15 protein-coding genes are annotated in these 14,487 nt (G+C 59.9%); 7 read left to right on the forward strand and 8 right to left on the reverse strand.

Annotation, left to right across the window (positions count from 1 at the left end; genetic code table 11):
* Nucleotides 1-121: 121 nt before the first annotated feature.
* On the forward strand, nucleotides 122-859 hold the full coding sequence (gene ubiE / locus GGR28_RS02010; RefSeq protein WP_183494039.1) for a bifunctional demethylmenaquinone methyltransferase/2-methoxy-6-polyprenyl-1,4-benzoquinol methylase UbiE: 738 nt from the start codon (nucleotides 122-124) through the stop codon (nucleotides 857-859).
* Nucleotides 808-1,554 carry a type IX secretion/gliding motility protein PorT/SprT gene (gene porT, locus GGR28_RS02015; RefSeq protein ID WP_183494040.1) on the forward strand — a complete coding sequence of 249 codons (747 nt, stop codon included), beginning with the start codon at nucleotides 808-810 and terminating at the stop codon, nucleotides 1,552-1,554. The genes ubiE and porT overlap by 52 nt, the downstream gene beginning before the upstream one ends.
* 15 nt (nucleotides 1,555-1,569) lie before the next feature.
* Here the strand turns inward: porT and tpiA are convergent, their stop codons facing one another.
* The 6 genes from tpiA to gldG form a co-directional block, all read right to left on the reverse strand.
* Nucleotides 1,570-2,331 carry a triose-phosphate isomerase gene (gene tpiA, locus GGR28_RS02020; protein ID WP_183494041.1) on the reverse strand — a complete coding sequence of 254 codons (762 nt, stop codon included), beginning with the start codon at nucleotides 2,329-2,331 and terminating at the stop codon, nucleotides 1,570-1,572.
* A 26-nt stretch (nucleotides 2,332-2,357) separates the two neighbouring features.
* Nucleotides 2,358-3,365, reverse strand: coding sequence for a biotin synthase BioB (bioB, locus tag GGR28_RS02025; RefSeq protein ID WP_406603753.1), 1,008 nt, complete (start codon nucleotides 3,363-3,365; stop codon nucleotides 2,358-2,360).
* Between the two features lie 126 nt (nucleotides 3,366-3,491).
* Entirely contained in the window at nucleotides 3,492-4,937 is a 1,446-nt protein-coding gene (locus GGR28_RS02030) for a glycosyltransferase family protein (protein ID WP_183494043.1), read from the reverse strand.
* Nucleotides 4,930-6,117 (reverse strand): zinc dependent phospholipase C family protein, encoded by a 1,188-nt coding sequence (locus tag GGR28_RS02035; RefSeq protein ID WP_183494044.1) that lies wholly within the window; start codon nucleotides 6,115-6,117, stop codon nucleotides 4,930-4,932. The genes GGR28_RS02030 and GGR28_RS02035 overlap by 8 nt, the downstream gene beginning before the upstream one ends.
* A complete protein-coding gene (locus tag GGR28_RS02040) occupies nucleotides 6,104-7,072 on the reverse strand; it encodes a hypothetical protein (RefSeq protein ID WP_183494045.1) in 969 nt (322 codons plus the stop codon). The genes GGR28_RS02035 and GGR28_RS02040 overlap by 14 nt, the downstream gene beginning before the upstream one ends.
* The gene (gene gldG, locus GGR28_RS02045) at nucleotides 7,069-8,793 is read right to left on the reverse strand and encodes a gliding motility-associated ABC transporter substrate-binding protein GldG (protein WP_183494046.1); all 1,725 of its coding nucleotides are present in this window, start codon (nucleotides 8,791-8,793) and stop codon (nucleotides 7,069-7,071) included. The genes GGR28_RS02040 and gldG overlap by 4 nt, the downstream gene beginning before the upstream one ends.
* A 58-nt stretch (nucleotides 8,794-8,851) precedes the next feature.
* On the opposite strand from gldG, the gene GGR28_RS02050 reads away from it, so the two are divergent.
* From GGR28_RS02050 to GGR28_RS02065, 4 genes are all read left to right on the forward strand, one after another.
* The gene (locus GGR28_RS02050; protein WP_183494047.1) at nucleotides 8,852-9,790 is read left to right on the forward strand and encodes an alpha/beta hydrolase; all 939 of its coding nucleotides are present in this window, start codon (nucleotides 8,852-8,854) and stop codon (nucleotides 9,788-9,790) included.
* Between the two features lie 119 nt (nucleotides 9,791-9,909).
* The gene (locus tag GGR28_RS02055; RefSeq protein WP_183494048.1) at nucleotides 9,910-11,280 is read left to right on the forward strand and encodes a vanadium-dependent haloperoxidase; all 1,371 of its coding nucleotides are present in this window, start codon (nucleotides 9,910-9,912) and stop codon (nucleotides 11,278-11,280) included.
* A complete protein-coding gene (locus tag GGR28_RS02060; protein ID WP_183494049.1) occupies nucleotides 11,277-11,537 on the forward strand; it encodes a hypothetical protein in 261 nt (86 codons plus the stop codon). The genes GGR28_RS02055 and GGR28_RS02060 overlap by 4 nt, the downstream gene beginning before the upstream one ends.
* A gap of 49 nt (nucleotides 11,538-11,586) precedes the next feature.
* On the forward strand, nucleotides 11,587-11,961 hold the full coding sequence (locus GGR28_RS02065) for a diacylglycerol kinase family protein (protein ID WP_183494050.1): 375 nt from the start codon (nucleotides 11,587-11,589) through the stop codon (nucleotides 11,959-11,961).
* Nucleotides 11,962-11,969: 8 nt separating this feature from the next.
* Here the strand turns inward: GGR28_RS02065 and GGR28_RS02070 are convergent, their stop codons facing one another.
* Both GGR28_RS02070 and GGR28_RS02075 read right to left on the reverse strand, forming a co-directional pair.
* Nucleotides 11,970-12,824 (reverse strand): ChaN family lipoprotein, encoded by an 855-nt coding sequence (locus GGR28_RS02070; RefSeq protein WP_183494051.1) that lies wholly within the window; start codon nucleotides 12,822-12,824, stop codon nucleotides 11,970-11,972.
* Nucleotides 12,825-12,926: 102 nt separating this feature from the next.
* A complete protein-coding gene (locus GGR28_RS02075) occupies nucleotides 12,927-13,838 on the reverse strand; it encodes an SDR family oxidoreductase (protein WP_183494530.1) in 912 nt (303 codons plus the stop codon).
* 55 nt (nucleotides 13,839-13,893) lie between these two features.
* Between GGR28_RS02075 and GGR28_RS02080 the strand changes: the two genes are divergently transcribed.
* A complete protein-coding gene (locus tag GGR28_RS02080; RefSeq protein WP_183494052.1) occupies nucleotides 13,894-14,454 on the forward strand; it encodes a WbqC family protein in 561 nt (186 codons plus the stop codon).
* Nucleotides 14,455-14,487 lie beyond the last annotated feature (33 nt).

Here is a 14,487-nt window from a genome sequence, read left to right on the forward strand (position 1 = left end):
CAAGCCCGCGGACACCTTGTTAGTCAAGTATTTCCGCGGTCTGTCCCGCCCGCGAAGGTACAAAAATCGTGCCTCAAAACCTACCTCAACCAAAGCTAATTTGACCCGTTAACTAGGTCATATGAAAAGCAAGGAAAAGGTGGTCAAACCCTACGGACGGGCGGAGTCCAAGAAAGAAGAAGTGGGGCGGATGTTCGATTCGATCGCACCGACCTACGACCTGCTCAACCGGGGCACCTCCCTGGGCATCGACACCCTGTGGCGGCGCAAGCTGATCGCCGAGCTCGACCCCACGCTTCACCACAAGATCCTCGACGTAGCCACCGGCACGGCCGACGTGGCCATCCAGACCGTAAAGCGCACGGGCGCCGAGCACGTCACCGGCCTCGACCTCAGCGAGGGGATGCTGGAGATCGGCCGCCGAAAGGTGACAAAATTGCAGCTCGACGGACGGATCACGCTACTCCAGGGCGACAGCGAGGAGTTGCCATTTGCCGACAATTCCTTCGATGCCGTAACGGTGGCCTTCGGGGTAAGGAACTTCGAGAACCTGGAGCGGGGACTCGCGGAGATGCGGCGGGTGCTGCGTCCCGGCGGAAAACTCGTCGTTCTGGAATTCAGCCGAATCCGGTTTGCGCCCCTGCGCTGGGCGTTTAATTTCTACTTTGGCAAAATTATGCCGCTGATCGGCCGTTTACAGAGCAATGACCCCCGCGCCTATGCGTACCTCTTCGAGAGCGTGCAGGTTTTTCCCAGCGGCAGACACTTTACAGCGATCCTTGACCGGGTCGGCTACAACGACACTAAATGCAAACCACTCACCTTTGGCGTGGCCTCGATTTATACCGCCAACGGGTAGTTCTTACCCTGCTCTTTACGGTAGGACTCTGCTCCTGCGCCCGCGCCCAATTCGTGGGAGGGAAGAACCAGAATTTCTTCGACTTCCAGGCGAAGCCCTACTATTTCGGAATTACGCTGGGCTACAACTCTAGTCGCTATACCCCCTTTCGCAGCAAGGACTTCATTTTTGCCGATAGCATCGTGGGGGTAACGAGCCTCAGCGGCCCCGGTTTTAACCTGAACCTGATCGGCAACCTCAAACTGGGCAAGTACTTCGACTTTCGGTTCACGCCGGGATTCAGCTTTGCCGAACGCACCCTCAATTACACCCAGAGCTCGGTGCGCCGCGCCGAGAGCCAGGAAAAGGTAGAGTCGGTCTTCGTCGAGATGCCCTTTTACTTCCGCTATAAATCGGCACCCTACCGCGATAAGCGACTGTTCCTGATCGCCGGCATGAAGTACAGTTTTGATGTAGCCAGCGAAAGTCGTACACGGCAGGCCGAGGAATTGGTGCGCATCAGTCCCCACGATTTCAGCGTCGAGTACGGGGCCGGCATCCAAATTTTCTTTCCCTACTTCATCCTGTCGCCGGAATTCAAGATTAGCCACGGCATCGGCAACACGCTGCTGTTTAATCCCACGCTGCCCGAAAGCAGGGTGCTGGAAAAAGTAACCAGCCGCACCTTCACCCTCTCATTTCATATAGAGGGATAAGCTTTAGCGGCTCGTCTAAGCGGGCTTTATTGCCCGAATGATGGCCGCGAAGTTTTCCGCGTCCAGGCTGGCACCTCCGACGAGGCCACCGTCCACGTCGGGCTCCGCGAAAAGTTCCTCGGCGTTGTCCGGTTTTACGGAACCTCCGTACAGGATGGTCATCCCCTTAGCCACTTCGCTGCCGAATTGGTTGGCGATCATGCGCCGAATGTAGTCGTGCATGCCCTGGGCCTGCTCCTTGCTGGCGGTCACGCCCGTGCCGATGGCCCAAACGGGTTCGTAGGCGATCACGATCTGAGCGACCTGCTCGGGGGAGAGGGAGGAGAAAGCCTGCTCGATCTGCTTGCCGACCACAACCTCCTGGTTGTTGGCTTCGCGGATGTCGAGTTTCTCGCCGCAGCAGTAGATGGGCTTAAGCCCGGCTTCCAGCGCGCGGATGATCTTGCGGTTGATGAGTTCGTCGTCCTCGCCGTCGTAGTCACGGCGTTCGCTGTGGCCCAGAATCACGTATTCGATGCCCGCGTCCACTAGCATTTCCGCGCTGGTCTCCCCGGTATAGGCCCCCTTTTCTTCCTGGTGCATGTTCTGGGCGGCTACGGCGTAGTTGGCGTGACCGGAGACCAGTTTCTGCACGGCGAGCAGTTGAATGGCCGGCACCCCGAATACCACCTTCGTGGGCGGATTGGGTACTTTATTCATAACCTCCTTCACCAGCGCGGTGCCCTGGGTGGGGGTGGTATTCATTTTCCAGTTTCCGGCGACCATTGTGCGGCTCATAGTGTACTATTTTCGGGTAGTTAATTTTAGTGTCTTTTGGCCTCGTTGCGCTCGATCTTGTGGCCGGGCCGGCTCCAGCGTACCCGCTGCTTCTCACCCGGAGGGCCGGGATCTTCCGTCGGAACGGGCCGTTCACCCTTGGCGTAGGCCGCGGTGGGGCGCAGGCCGAGGGCGGCAAACAGTTCCATATCCGCGAAGGCTTCGGGATTAGGCGTAGTGAGCAGCTTATCGCCGGCGAAGATGCTTCCCGCCCCGGCGAAAAAGCAGAGGGCCTGTCCCTCCGGACTCATCTCGGTTCTGCCCGCGCTCAGGCGGACGGTGGTCGTCGGCAGCACGATCCGCGTCACGGCGATCATGCGCACCATCTCGAAAATATTGACCGGCTGCTGATCTTCCAGCGGGGTACCCTCCACCGCTACCAGGGCATTGACGGGCACCGATTCCGGAACGGGGTCAAGGGAGGCGAGGGTAAGCAACATTTTGAGTCGGTCGTCCACCGTTTCGCCCATGCCGATGATTCCACCGGAGCAAACGGTCAGTCCGGCCTTACGGGCGTTGCCGATGGTTTCCAGGCGGTCCTGGTAGCCCCGGGTGGAGATTACTTCCTTGTAGTATTCTTCGCTGCTGTCGAGGTTGTGGTTGTAGGCGTACAGTCCGGCGGCGGCGAGGCGATCGGCCTGGTTGGGCGTCAGCATGCCGAGGGTGGCGCAGACTTCCATGTCCAGCCCGTTCACGGTACGGACCAGCTCCAGGACTTGCCCGAATTCATCGTCGTCGCGCACGTTTCTCCACGCGGCTCCCATACAGAGGCGGCTGCTGCCCAATCCCTTGGCGCGCTCGGCGGCGGCTTTGACCTGTTCGACGGACATCAGGGCGTTTTCCTCGATGTCGGTGTGGTAACGGGCGGCCTGGGGACAGTATCCGCAGTCTTCGGGGCAGCCACCGGTTTTAATGCTGACGAGGCTCGACACCTGTACCTCATTCGGATCGTGGTGCTGACGGTGGACCGTAGCGGCCCGGTACAGCAGTTCCATGAGGGGGCTGTCGTGCAGTTTCTGTAGTTCCGCGAGGGTCCAGTTGGTGGAGAGGTCGGTAGTCTGGGCAGTCATAGGGCGGCAAATATAGGCAAACGCCGCTTGCGAAGACGGCTTACCGTCGGCCTACTTCAATTCGTAGATGTACCACCATTTTTGCCGGTCCGCCCACCCCCCGACGTTCACTGCATCGATCCAACGGGGGCGGTCCGTAAATACCAGCACGGCATCCCCCGGGGGGGAGGGTACTTCCCGCGTATTTGTCACGAAGAGGCAGGGGGCGGGGCCGCAGGTGCCGTGATCTTTGGAAGAGAGCAACGCCAATTGGTGGGACGATCGTAGGTAATACCGGCCGGTGGAGCCCTCCGCTACGAGGATTTCCCGATCCGGACCCACCAACGTAGCCCCTTCCGCATAGCTGTCATACACGAAAGCGGCGGGGGCAATCTCGGAGGCGGCAGGGCGGGTGAGGACGATGGCAAGCAACAACAGGTTGGTGACCCACGCGACGGCAACCAACCCCTTCACCCACTTTTTGCGCCAGACCGCCGTCCCGCGCCTACGTTGCCATTCGGTAGCCGCTCCGGCCACGAGCACGGGCAGTAGGGGGATGAGCGGAAACAGGAAGCGAACGTCCTTCCGCGCCAGCAAGGAATGGGCGACCATGAAGGCTACGACCATCCAGCTCACCGGATCGCGGCGAAAGTACCAGAAAAAGGCAAACGCTCCGGCCAGGTACACCAGACTGACCGGCGGAATCCCCCGCAGAAATACCAGTATCGGGTAGGCGTACCAGGGCCGGGTGCCGTAGGTAGCCGCCTTGCCCTCGATCAGGTTGGCGGTCAGGTAATTCCAGGCCGGGAGGGTCCATTCGCCGTACAGCCAGTACGAAAGCGGATAGGTAAGCAGCAAAGCGGTCAGCCCACCCAATATGACAACTGCAATATTTTGCCAACGCTCGCGCTCGACGACCACCAGCCACAATCCGAACCCGGCGATCAGCAGTCCCATCTGGTAACGAAACAGGAAGGCCAGGCCGAAGCAGATCCCCGCCACGAATGCCGAATACCCGCCACGACCCGTGAACCGGTGAAATCCCGTGGGTCTAGCCAGCGGATATGCCAAAAACCCAAGCACCGCAGTCAGTCCCGACCAGTTTTCGCTCGAAAACCTCACCCCGTTATAGTAGGCGCACCAGTTAAATAGCAGGAGGAGCACGAACCAGGGGCGCACTTCCAGCGACATCCGCCTGCCGTAGCGATCGTATAGCAAAAGGGCTACCACGAGCGTGAACGCCCCGGAGAGCAGCCGCAGCAGTAGGGCTACCGTGAACGGATTGGGCTCACCGGCCAATCCGACGATCCGGTAGACCACGTAGGCAATGGCCGGTTGCAGCGCCGGACGCATCCGATCGTCAAACTCCCAGGGTAGGTCGTCGGTCTCCACCATCCCCAACTTATAACCCGCAAATTCGAGGATCTGGAAGTGCTCGTCGCCCTGGTGGTGTCCGGTCGAGAAGACGGCCGTTACAACGAAGAGTAGTCCCGCCAGGATCACGTACAGCTTATTCATGGGCGCGCGAGTCAGGGCTGGTCTGCAAAACCGGGAGGCTGTCGGTGGGGTGGGAGAGCGGCCCACCACTCAGCTCGCTCAGGTCGGGCTGCCCGGCATCGACCCAGCAACTGTACCAGACCGATCCCACGCTGCGGATGGCCGCACGGAAGCGGTCTTCGACCATGCCGTTCATAGCTTCTGACCAGGCCCGCGAAAACTCGGTGCACTGCGTTCTGACCTGGCGGCCGAGCCGCTCCTCGTAGCAAAACTGCTGATCGGCCGGAAACCGCTCACGTAGGCGACGCTCGGTAGTCAGGACGCTATCCACGAGGGCATGGCTCTCCAGTACGATGTCCCAGTAATACGTCACCGGCGTTTGGATGTATTCGGCGCCACCGACGAAATAGTCGTACTCCCCGTCCGCGAACAACTCCGGCAGCCGGCTTTCCCAGAAGGCATGGATGCCGGTCTGTCCGGTCAGTTGGCCGTTGTAATTTTCGGTGGTGTGGAGGGGGACATGGGCATCGCCAACGTAGTGGCCGATTTCCGCGGCCAGGCGCAGGATTCGGGGGGCGTCTTCGTCCACAAACGCCTGCGTCAGCTGCCGGTGGTAGGCCGCCAGGTGGTAGGGAAGGATGCCGCCGGCCGAAAAATGATCGGTCACTACCGCTTTCTTTATCGGACCCGGGAAGCCGACGGCAAGCAAGGAATCCGGTGGAATATTTGACTCGTCCGCACGCAGGGCCGGCAGCACGCTGCGCAACCACAGTTGCCGGTACGATGTATCGGCTACGTCGATGGTTTGGGCTTCAGATGTTAGTAGGACGCGATCGCCGATCACCGTATCCTGCCGCCAGCTTACCGTGTCGCCCCGATATCCGACAACTTCGACGGTTGCATACTTCATCAGCGCATCGGTGTAGTACCGGGGGAGATCATCGAAGGGCAGTGTGCCCCAACGGTCCAGATCGATGTAGTGGCGGATGGCTTCGTGCTTGCTGGCATAGCGCCGCTTGTCCGGGTCTACGGCGTGCTCCGCCAGGTAGTCGATGTTGGCACGAAACAGCGGCATCATTTCCGGCGGCAGGGTGAAGGTGGCGAGCCGGTTGATGCGCCGGTGCCCGAAAAATCCCCACGGGGGAGGCGCGGTGGGCATTGCCGTCCACAAAAACAGACACAACAGGCTAAAACGAATCATAACTCACCAGTAAGGGTTGGGTGGTTTCTACGGCCAGCAGTACCCAGTCGCGGTCGTCGTTGATGAAGGCGGTGTACGCACCTAGGCTCTCGCCGGCTGGATCGACGAAGCGGGGGTAAACCTTCATCACTTGCTCTGCCCGATCGGCCTCTTTAATCCGGATGATGGCGAAGGGGAGCACCGCGCGAGCCGCGCGAATCGAAGGCTCGTCCTGATTCTCGTAGCGGCTGATGTAAAATTTTTCGTACCGGGATAGCACCCCCTCGGCTACCCCGGCCGGGACGGCAAGCTCCGGTGTGCCGCTATCGTAAAGCGCAGTGACTCGGTAGCCACCCGCCGCAGTCCGTTCGAGCTGAAAACTTTTGTTCCGTTGTTTTGGGTAGTCGATGCTCAGGTACTCCACGCGTGCGGGGTCAACGTTGAAGAGCAGCTTAGATCGCCACTCGTCGTCGCGGAGATTAAACCGGTGGCGTAGGTTGCCGGTCCACATCGGCAGGTGGACGATGTAGGGGTTCTCGCTCTCCTCCATGATGGCTGCGGTGCCCAGTTCGCCGTTCGCGCCTCCACCGATGTAGTATCCGCGCAGCTTGGTGCCGTCGGCATCGAAGAGTTGCACCAGGATGCCGCCGCCCGCCAGGTTTCTGACCAGGTTGGGAACCGCCTTGCTGGTGGGCAGCGACTGCACTTCGATGTGCTCGATCGCCTGCAGCAGGTTTTTCATCACGTTCTCGTTGGCGGGCTGTCCGTTGTATTGCCAACCCGTTTCCCCACCGCGGGTGAGTTCCGCGCGGTGGCCCTCCCGGTCGGCGATGAAAATGCGCGCGATGCGTTCGGTCTCCGGAAAGGCAAAGGCGCGCTCGTAGTCCCTACCGGCTGCCGTACGTTCCGCGGTGGCGTACCAGGCGAGGGCGCCGAACAAGATTACCGCCACTAAGAGGATTAAGGTGCGCTTCATGGTCTTGCGTAGCGCCGGCGGCGTAGGTAATGGAACAGCAGGCCGAAAACGGTCAGTACCAGTAGGGGAACTCCCAGGTTCAGGAAGCGCCAGTACCCGGATTCCTGTAGGGCTCGATTCTGGTCCAGCAGCCGCAGCTTGACCTGTTTGCTGCGACTCGCAATTACCCCGTCCGGATTGAGCAAGTACTCCACGGCGTTGAGCATGAAGGTCTTGTTGGCGTACGGGATTTTGGAAAACTGATTGACGCCCAGGAAGCCCACTTCGCCGCGGCTGTTGACGCTGTTGGCGAGCACATCGCCGTCGCTGATGACGATCATCGAAGTGGGTACGGACTGATCCCGGTAACTCAGGCCGCCGCGTTCCAGCAGCCGTTCGTTTTCGCGGCTGAGTCGGTTGGCGTAGGGACTTGAGAAGGTACCCCGCAGGAGCACGGCCAGGGGCAGGTCGCTTTCGTTGAAGCGCTCGAGGTCCACGCTGAATTTCTGGGCGTCGAGGTCGATCGGTGAGGGAAGTCGCTGGCGGCGGGCCCGGTCGCTACTGGCCAGCAGCACGGTTTCCTCGACCGCATCGTCGCCCCCGACGAGCTCGATCAGGGTAGGGTAGCGCATGTCTACCCCATCCAGGTTTTGGACGATCGGATTGTCGCCCTGCGGCAGGGCCAGTACGTGGTACGGGAAGGGTACGAGGGAAAATTTGGGTCCGGTCTGTCCCTGATTTGTCGCAATCGGAATGGGCGTATTGACGAGGTCGAGCACCAGTTGATTGCCGAGCCGGAAACCGTAGCGGAAAAACAGGTCTTCTAGCCCCGTAGTGCGCGATTCGGGGTAAGCCTCTCCGGTGGCCCGCAAACTGTCGTAATCCATCGCAACGGCGTCGATGGCCCAGACGACCTTCCCGCCGTTCATGACGTACTGGTCGAGTTGGAAGGCTTCGAAATCGGTGAAGGTCTCGGTGGGTTTGGCCACGATCAGCAGATCGATGTCCGGCGGCAGGGTAGCAAAGCTGTCCAGGTAAACGGGCCCCACCTCGTAATCCTTGCGCAATTCACTGACCAGGTCGGCAAACTGCAGCGGGCCCAGCTCGCCGTTGCCCAGGGTGAAGCCGATGACCGGTTTGTCGTTGCTCAGCAGCCCGTCGATGGCCCGGGTGAAGTTGTATTCCAGCAGATTTTCGGCCTGGTTGAGCTGCTGCTCGATGGGAACGTCGGGGCGGGCACTGGAGATCAGGGGTACGATGCGCTGGCGATCTCCGTAGTAGAACAGGGCGTAGGGATAGATTGCCTTGGTGGTGCGCTCACCGGCCGACTGCTGGTAATCGGTGATGGGAATGATGCCGTCCTTCAGCATGTCCTCCTGCCGCTGCCGCACGTCGTCGGGCTGGCCGATCAGCGGGTCGACGAATTCGTACTCTACGTAGTCGGTGTAGCCCGCGAAGTCTTCAAGGGTTTCCTCTACCGCGGTGCGCAAGCGCTCGTAGCTGGCCGGGAGTTCGCCCTCCAGCAAAATGCGCACGTAGATCGGTTCGTCCAGATCTGCAAGTTGGCGCTGGGTGTGCTCCGTGAGGGTGAAGCGCTTGTCCTGAGTAAGATCGAGCGCGCCGTACAGCCGGGTATTGCCTATGCGGGAGTTGGCCAGCACGTTGATGACTACGAGGAGGGCAACGGCCAGTAGCAGCTGAACGAGGGCCTGAGTACGGTATTTGCTTTCGAGTCCTGACATGCGATTTCGGTCGCGAAGATAGAGCGCCTACCTTTGACCTTATGTTAGCCGATCGACAATGAAAACGTTCCTCTTCTTCCTCGCCGCCCTGGTAGTGCTCTACGTCGGAATAACGTTCTTCGTTAGCAACCTGGTACTGGACACGCCCAACCGCAGCCTCGAGGAATCCTACCGCATCGCGACCGAGCAGTGGAAGGTCAACATAGACAGCATCCGGGGAGAGTTGCCGCCGCCCACCGAAGTGTCGTTCCGCAGCCCGGTAGACGGGCTGAACCTGCGGGGTTGGTATTACCAACAGGACAACGCGGACTGCGCCGTGATCTTTGCCCATGGCTACCACGACAATCGACTTAGCATGTTGAAGTACACGCCCTACTTCGACCGCTGCAACTGCGACCTCCTGCTCTACGACCACCGCGGCTTCGGGGAAAGCGACGAAGCCTACGGGACGGGCGGGGTCAACGAAGCCACCGATCTGCTGGCCGCCCACGCCTACCTTAAGTCGGTCACCGGGCTACCCGACGACCGCATCGGCTGGTTTGGAGAGAGCTGGGGAGCGGCAACGGCCCTGCTCGCCGCCGGTCGGGAGACGGTTGATCCGGCTTTCGTCATAGCCGAGAGCCCCTATGCAGACTGGGAAACGGCCATCACGGAGCGGGGCGTACGGGACTTCGGACCGGTGCTTTCCGCACTTACCCCCGGTACCTTTCGCTGGGTGTCCTTTCGTAGCGGGACCGACTTTATGAGTGCCAGTCCGCTGCGGGCGGGAGAGAAGATCCGGGTACCCGTCCTTTTACTTCACTCGCTGGCGGATACCCTTACGGCCCCCGGTCAGTCAGACCTGATCGCCGAGAAAATCGATACGGGACTGCTCACCTACCACCGCCTCGACTGGGGTGCCTGGCACGCCCACAACGTAGTGTGGAACTCACGGGAATACGAGCGACTGCTCGAACGGTTTATTATGCACCGGAGCCCCGGATTCTGCACAGAGTGAGACACTCAGGGCGGCTTCTTGTCGGCTAGGTATCCTTCCCGCTGCTTCGCGCGTTGTACCTTTGAACCAACCACCGCAAAGACGTGCTGCCTTTTTTCGTTGACCCAATCAGCACCCGCATGAAGCTGTACATTCGAATCGTTCCCCTTTTTATCGTAGCCGTTCTGGCGACCTCCTGTGGCGAGGACATTAATCCGAACTACCAGGAAGAAGTCGCTCAGCCGGAGTTTTTTCACCGTAGCGTGAAGCAACTGACCGACGTCATCGTCCACGATATTTTCTCTCCCCCCGTTGCCAGCCGCATCTATGCGTACTCCAGTATTGCCGGGTACGAAGCACTCGCTGCCGGGGATCCGAACCTGAAGAGCCTTGCCGGTCAGGTTTCCCACCTTGCTCCCGCGCCCCCGCCCCCCGCTAATACGGAAATTGCCTTTCCGCTGGCTGCGGTAGCCGCCCAACTGAAGGTAGGTAAGAGCCTGATCTTCAGTGAGGATAAAATGGATGAGTTCAAAGGTGTCCTCTACGCCGAAGTGCGCAAAGTCGGGATGCCCTCCACTGTTTTCGATGCCTCCGTTGCCTACGGTGAAGCGGTCGCCGACCACATCATTAAGTGGTACGCCGGCGATATGTACAAACAGACCCGCACCTTCCCGAAATATTCCATTTCCGACGATGAAAGGAGGTGGCAGCCTACCCCGCCGGACTATATGGACGGCATCGAGCCCAGCTGGATGAAGATTCGGCCCTTTACCCTCGACAGCGCCAGTCAGTTTCGTCCCCTGCCCCCCACGGAGTATAGCCTCGAGCCGGACAGCAAGTGGATGCAGGAAGTCGACGAGGTGTACTCGGTCTTTACCGGCGTGAGCGAGGAGGAATCGGCCGAGCGGCAGGCCATCGCCCAATTTTGGGACTGCAACCCCTACGTCAGCCATACGGTGGGGCACCTCATGTTTGCGACCAAAAAGATCACGCCCGGCGGCCACTGGGTGAACATCGCGGCCATCGCGGCCAAGAAGGCGGACGCCGACTTCGCCCGTACCGTGGAAACCTACGCGGTGGTGAGTATGGCGATGTACGACGCCTTCATCAGCTGCTGGGAGGAGAAGTACCGGAGTAAACTGGTGCGGCCCGAAACCTTCATCAACCGCCACATCGACCAGGAATGGCGGCCGCTGCTGCAGACGCCCCCCTTCCCCGAACACACCAGCGGGCACTCGGTCGTGAGCCGGGCCTGTGCCGTCGTGCTGACCGATCTCTATGGCGATAACTTCGCCTTCGACGACGACAGCGAGGAAGAATACGACCTACCGACGCGCTCGTTCCCCAGTTTCCTGGCGGCCAGTGAAGAGGCTGCGATCAGTCGCCTCTACGGTGGTATTCACTACCGGCCGGCCATCGATTACGGTGTGGCGCAGGGCGAAAAGGTGGGAATGCACCTGCTAAACCGGATCGAGACCCGGGCCATGATCACGGAGGAGCGCGGCGAGTGAATTTCGCCCTGCTGCTGATCGCCCAGCTCATTTTCTACTCGCTACTGATGCTGTACGACGAGTACGCCGGCACCCTGCTGGCCGTCATTCTTGGTGCGATCTGCTTGGCAATCTGGGGGCTTAGTCACGTGGTCGAGTGGGTGCAGCCGAGTCGGGTGACCCGCGACTACTACACCTACCTCATCACCGGATGGCTGGCTCCGCTACTGGCGCTCACCGCATTCATCGCGCTGCGCGGCGGTGTCGGTTGGATGTAAAGGCGTCGGGCCGAACAACTGGCGGGCGACCGGCCTTGAAGGTATAGATATGAAGCGATTGATCAGCTATTCCCGGGGACGACTCTCAGCATTCGGCTATGCCTTTCGGGGAGCCTACGACCTGCTGAGCAACCATGCCCCATCTAAAATCCACATGCTGGCCTTCGTGGGTATGATGGTCCTGAGCTGGGCCCTTGACTTTCCGCTCTGGAAGTGGGTAGCCGTACTGCTCTGCTCGGGCCTGGTGCTGGCCGCCGAAGCCCTCAATACCGCGGTAGAGTACGTGGTCGATCTGGTGAGTCCCGAATACAACGTACTAGCTGGTAAAGCGAAGGACGTGGCGGCGGGGGCGGTACTCTTTTCGGCCGTTTTTTCGGGCATCATTGCCATTCTCCTGGTGTTCGATGCCGTGTGGGGACAATAATATTCCAGCTAGTAGGTTTTTGTCATGTTATCGGGCACGAGCAGCGTATAGTTTGCCTTGCCCACGAACTCGGGCAGGAGCTCGTCTACGGACGGTTGCTCCAAAGTGGTGATGGTCACGACCCGGAGCTGGGGTTTGTACTGCCGTAGGTACCATCCGATCCCCTCGAAATCGTCGCTGTGGTAACTGCCGTTCAGGTGCAACATCGTACGCCCCGCACGGATATTCTTGGCGATGAACCACGCCATGGTAGCGTCCTTGATGGCCTGTGCCTTCGGGTAGTTTTCGCCGTTGTGTCCCATTCCCTGACTGGATACGACCATCGCTTTGTAGGAGGGCAATTCGGGATCGTAGGGAGGTGGGAGCGGCGGCAAGAACGCCTGATCTTCGTCGGGTAGGGACTGGAGAACGACGAGCCCGCGCTGAAATACCATGCGGGCGTAGCGACGGGGAGTGTTGGTGGCGATGACTGCGGCAGAGTCGCGGCGTGCCTTAAGGAGCAGCGGCAGATAGTCCGTTTTGAAGTTGGGCCACACCCCCCCGATGATGCTATCGAGCTCCTCAACGGTTATTTCCTCGGTCATAAAGCGGTCGAGGGCATCCTGCTCATCGGTTTCAAACATCTCCAGGCCCAGGTCGTATTCGCCGAGCCGGTCGGCAATCTCGAGCTCCATCCAGTGGCCGATGGGATTATCGTGGTACTCCCCGAAGAGAATAACGTCCGCATCGCCGAGGTCCTTCATCATTTTATTGAAGGAGACTTCCTTTCCCTTTTTGTTGTAGAGGGCGAAGGCCTGGGGATTGCTCTGGGCGAAAATCCCCAGCGATGCCAGTAGTAAGAACAGGGTAAATCGTGCAGTCATAGGTCGTGAGAAATTTGTGCGTCGGCATGATCGGGCCGGTAAAAAGACGGGGATGCCCGTAAAACGAGCACCCCCGCGGGAAGGATACATTCTAGCTTTATTTTAATAGGGCATTTCACCTCCCGTCACGCCCATCACCTCGCCGGTGATGTAGCTGGCTTCCTGGGAGGCTAGGAGCACGTAAATCGCGGCCAGTTCCACGGGTTGACCGGGGCGCTTGAGTGCGGTGGTGGAGCCGAACTTCTCGATCTTATCCTGGGGCTGGCCACCGGAAGACTGCAGCGGCGTCCAGATCGGACCGGGCGCCACGGCGTTCACGCGGATGCCCTGTTCGGCCACCTGCTGGGCCAGGGCCTTGGTGAAGGCTACGTTACAGGCCTTCGTCTGGGCGTAATCAAGCAAGTTCGGCGACGGATCGAAGGATTGTACGGATGCCGTATTGATGATCGAGGCACCGGCGGACATGTGTTTCAGGGCCGCTTTCGAGATCCAGAACGGCGCGTATACATTTACCTTAAAGGTGTTGTCGAATTGCTCCGTCGTGAGCTCGTCGATGGTCTTCTGAGCGGTCTGGCGGCCGGCGTTGTTGACCAGAATATCTAGTCCGCCGAGCTCGGCTACGGCCTTTTCTACCAGTTCGTTGCAGAAGCTCTCTTCGATGATGTCTCCGGGTATGGCGATGCCCTTCCGGCCTTCCGCTTCGATGAGCTTGATGACTTCCTGGGCGTTCTGTTCTTCACTCGGCAGGTAATTGATGGCGACGTCGGCACCCTCGCGGGCGAAGGCAATGGCGGCGGCGCGTCCGATTCCCGAATCTCCTCCGGTGACGAGGGCTTTGCGGTCCTTCAGGCGGCCGAAACCAACGTAGCTTTTCTCGCCGTGGTCGGGTTCGGGCTCCATTTTATTCACCGATCCCGGGCGATTCTGCGGCTGGCGCGGAAACGGCGGCTGGGGATACTGGGTGAGTGGGTTTTGCTTTTTGTAGCGGTCGGTAAGTTTGTCTGATGCATTCATGCTTTCGTAACCGTGGCCATTTCTCATATGTTTGCACCCCAACTTTCGTAATTCCATGCTCACCACCACCGCTTACTTCCCCCCGCTGAGCTGGTTCCTCGCCGCGATCGAAGGAGGTAGGTGGACCTGGGAGGCCCACGAAAATTACCAGAAGGGTGGGTTCCGCAACCGGTGCCGCATCGCTACCGCCAACGGACCACTGTTGCTGTCCGTTCCCCTCGCCGGCGGCAAGCACCAGCAGATGCCGGTCCGGGAAGTCCACATCAGTTACCTCACCGACTGGCAGCGGCAACACGAGCAGGCTATTCGGTCGGCCTACGGCAGGGCACCTTACTTCGAGCACTACGCCGATGAACTATTTGCGGTCGCCGGGGAGCACCACGAACGGCTCTGGGAGTATAATCTGGCTACCACCCGTTGCATTCTCCAGTTGCTCCAACTGCCGCTCACGATCACGGCAACCGATGCGTTTATGGGCGGGGACGCAGGTGCCGGCAACTTCGGAAAAGCGGTGCGGCCCTACCGGCAGGTCTTCGAGGAACGCCACGGCTTCATCGAAGGACTCTCGGTGCTCGATGGGCTCTTCTGCCTGGGACCGGAAATTGTTGCGCGCTAGGGCACTTCATTCAAGTCGGGGGCCGACTTACCT

Source organism: Neolewinella aquimaris (assembly GCF_014197245.1).
Taxonomy (GTDB): domain Bacteria; phylum Bacteroidota; class Bacteroidia; order Chitinophagales; family Saprospiraceae; genus Neolewinella; species Neolewinella aquimaris.

Excerpts from the sequence above, each read along its gene's own strand:
- GGR28_RS02030 (WP_183494043.1), bottom strand. The coding sequence starts at position 4,937 with ATGAATAAGCTGTACGTGATCCTGGCGGGACTACTCTTCGTTGTAACG.
- GGR28_RS02065 (WP_183494050.1), top strand. The coding sequence starts at position 11,587 with ATGAAGCGATTGATCAGCTATTCCCGGGGACGACTCTCAGCATTCGGC.
- GGR28_RS02075 (WP_183494530.1), bottom strand. The coding sequence starts at position 13,838 with ATGAATGCATCAGACAAACTTACCGACCGCTACAAAAAGCAAAACCCA.
- ubiE (WP_183494039.1), top strand. The coding sequence starts at position 122 with ATGAAAAGCAAGGAAAAGGTGGTCAAACCCTACGGACGGGCGGAGTCC.
- tpiA (WP_183494041.1), bottom strand. The coding sequence starts at position 2,331 with ATGAGCCGCACAATGGTCGCCGGAAACTGGAAAATGAATACCACCCCC.
- porT (WP_183494040.1), top strand. The coding sequence starts at position 808 with ATGCAAACCACTCACCTTTGGCGTGGCCTCGATTTATACCGCCAACGG.
- GGR28_RS02080 (WP_183494052.1), top strand. The coding sequence starts at position 13,894 with ATGCTCACCACCACCGCTTACTTCCCCCCGCTGAGCTGGTTCCTCGCC.
- GGR28_RS02050 (WP_183494047.1), top strand. The coding sequence starts at position 8,852 with ATGAAAACGTTCCTCTTCTTCCTCGCCGCCCTGGTAGTGCTCTACGTC.
- GGR28_RS02055 (WP_183494048.1), top strand. The coding sequence starts at position 9,910 with ATGAAGCTGTACATTCGAATCGTTCCCCTTTTTATCGTAGCCGTTCTG.
- GGR28_RS02035 (WP_183494044.1), bottom strand. The coding sequence starts at position 6,117 with ATGATTCGTTTTAGCCTGTTGTGTCTGTTTTTGTGGACGGCAATGCCC.
- gldG (WP_183494046.1), bottom strand. The coding sequence starts at position 8,793 with ATGTCAGGACTCGAAAGCAAATACCGTACTCAGGCCCTCGTTCAGCTG.
- GGR28_RS02070 (WP_183494051.1), bottom strand. The coding sequence starts at position 12,824 with ATGACTGCACGATTTACCCTGTTCTTACTACTGGCATCGCTGGGGATT.
- bioB (WP_406603753.1), bottom strand. The coding sequence starts at position 3,365 with ATGGAACTGCTGTACCGGGCCGCTACGGTCCACCGTCAGCACCACGAT.
- GGR28_RS02040 (WP_183494045.1), bottom strand. The coding sequence starts at position 7,072 with ATGAAGCGCACCTTAATCCTCTTAGTGGCGGTAATCTTGTTCGGCGCC.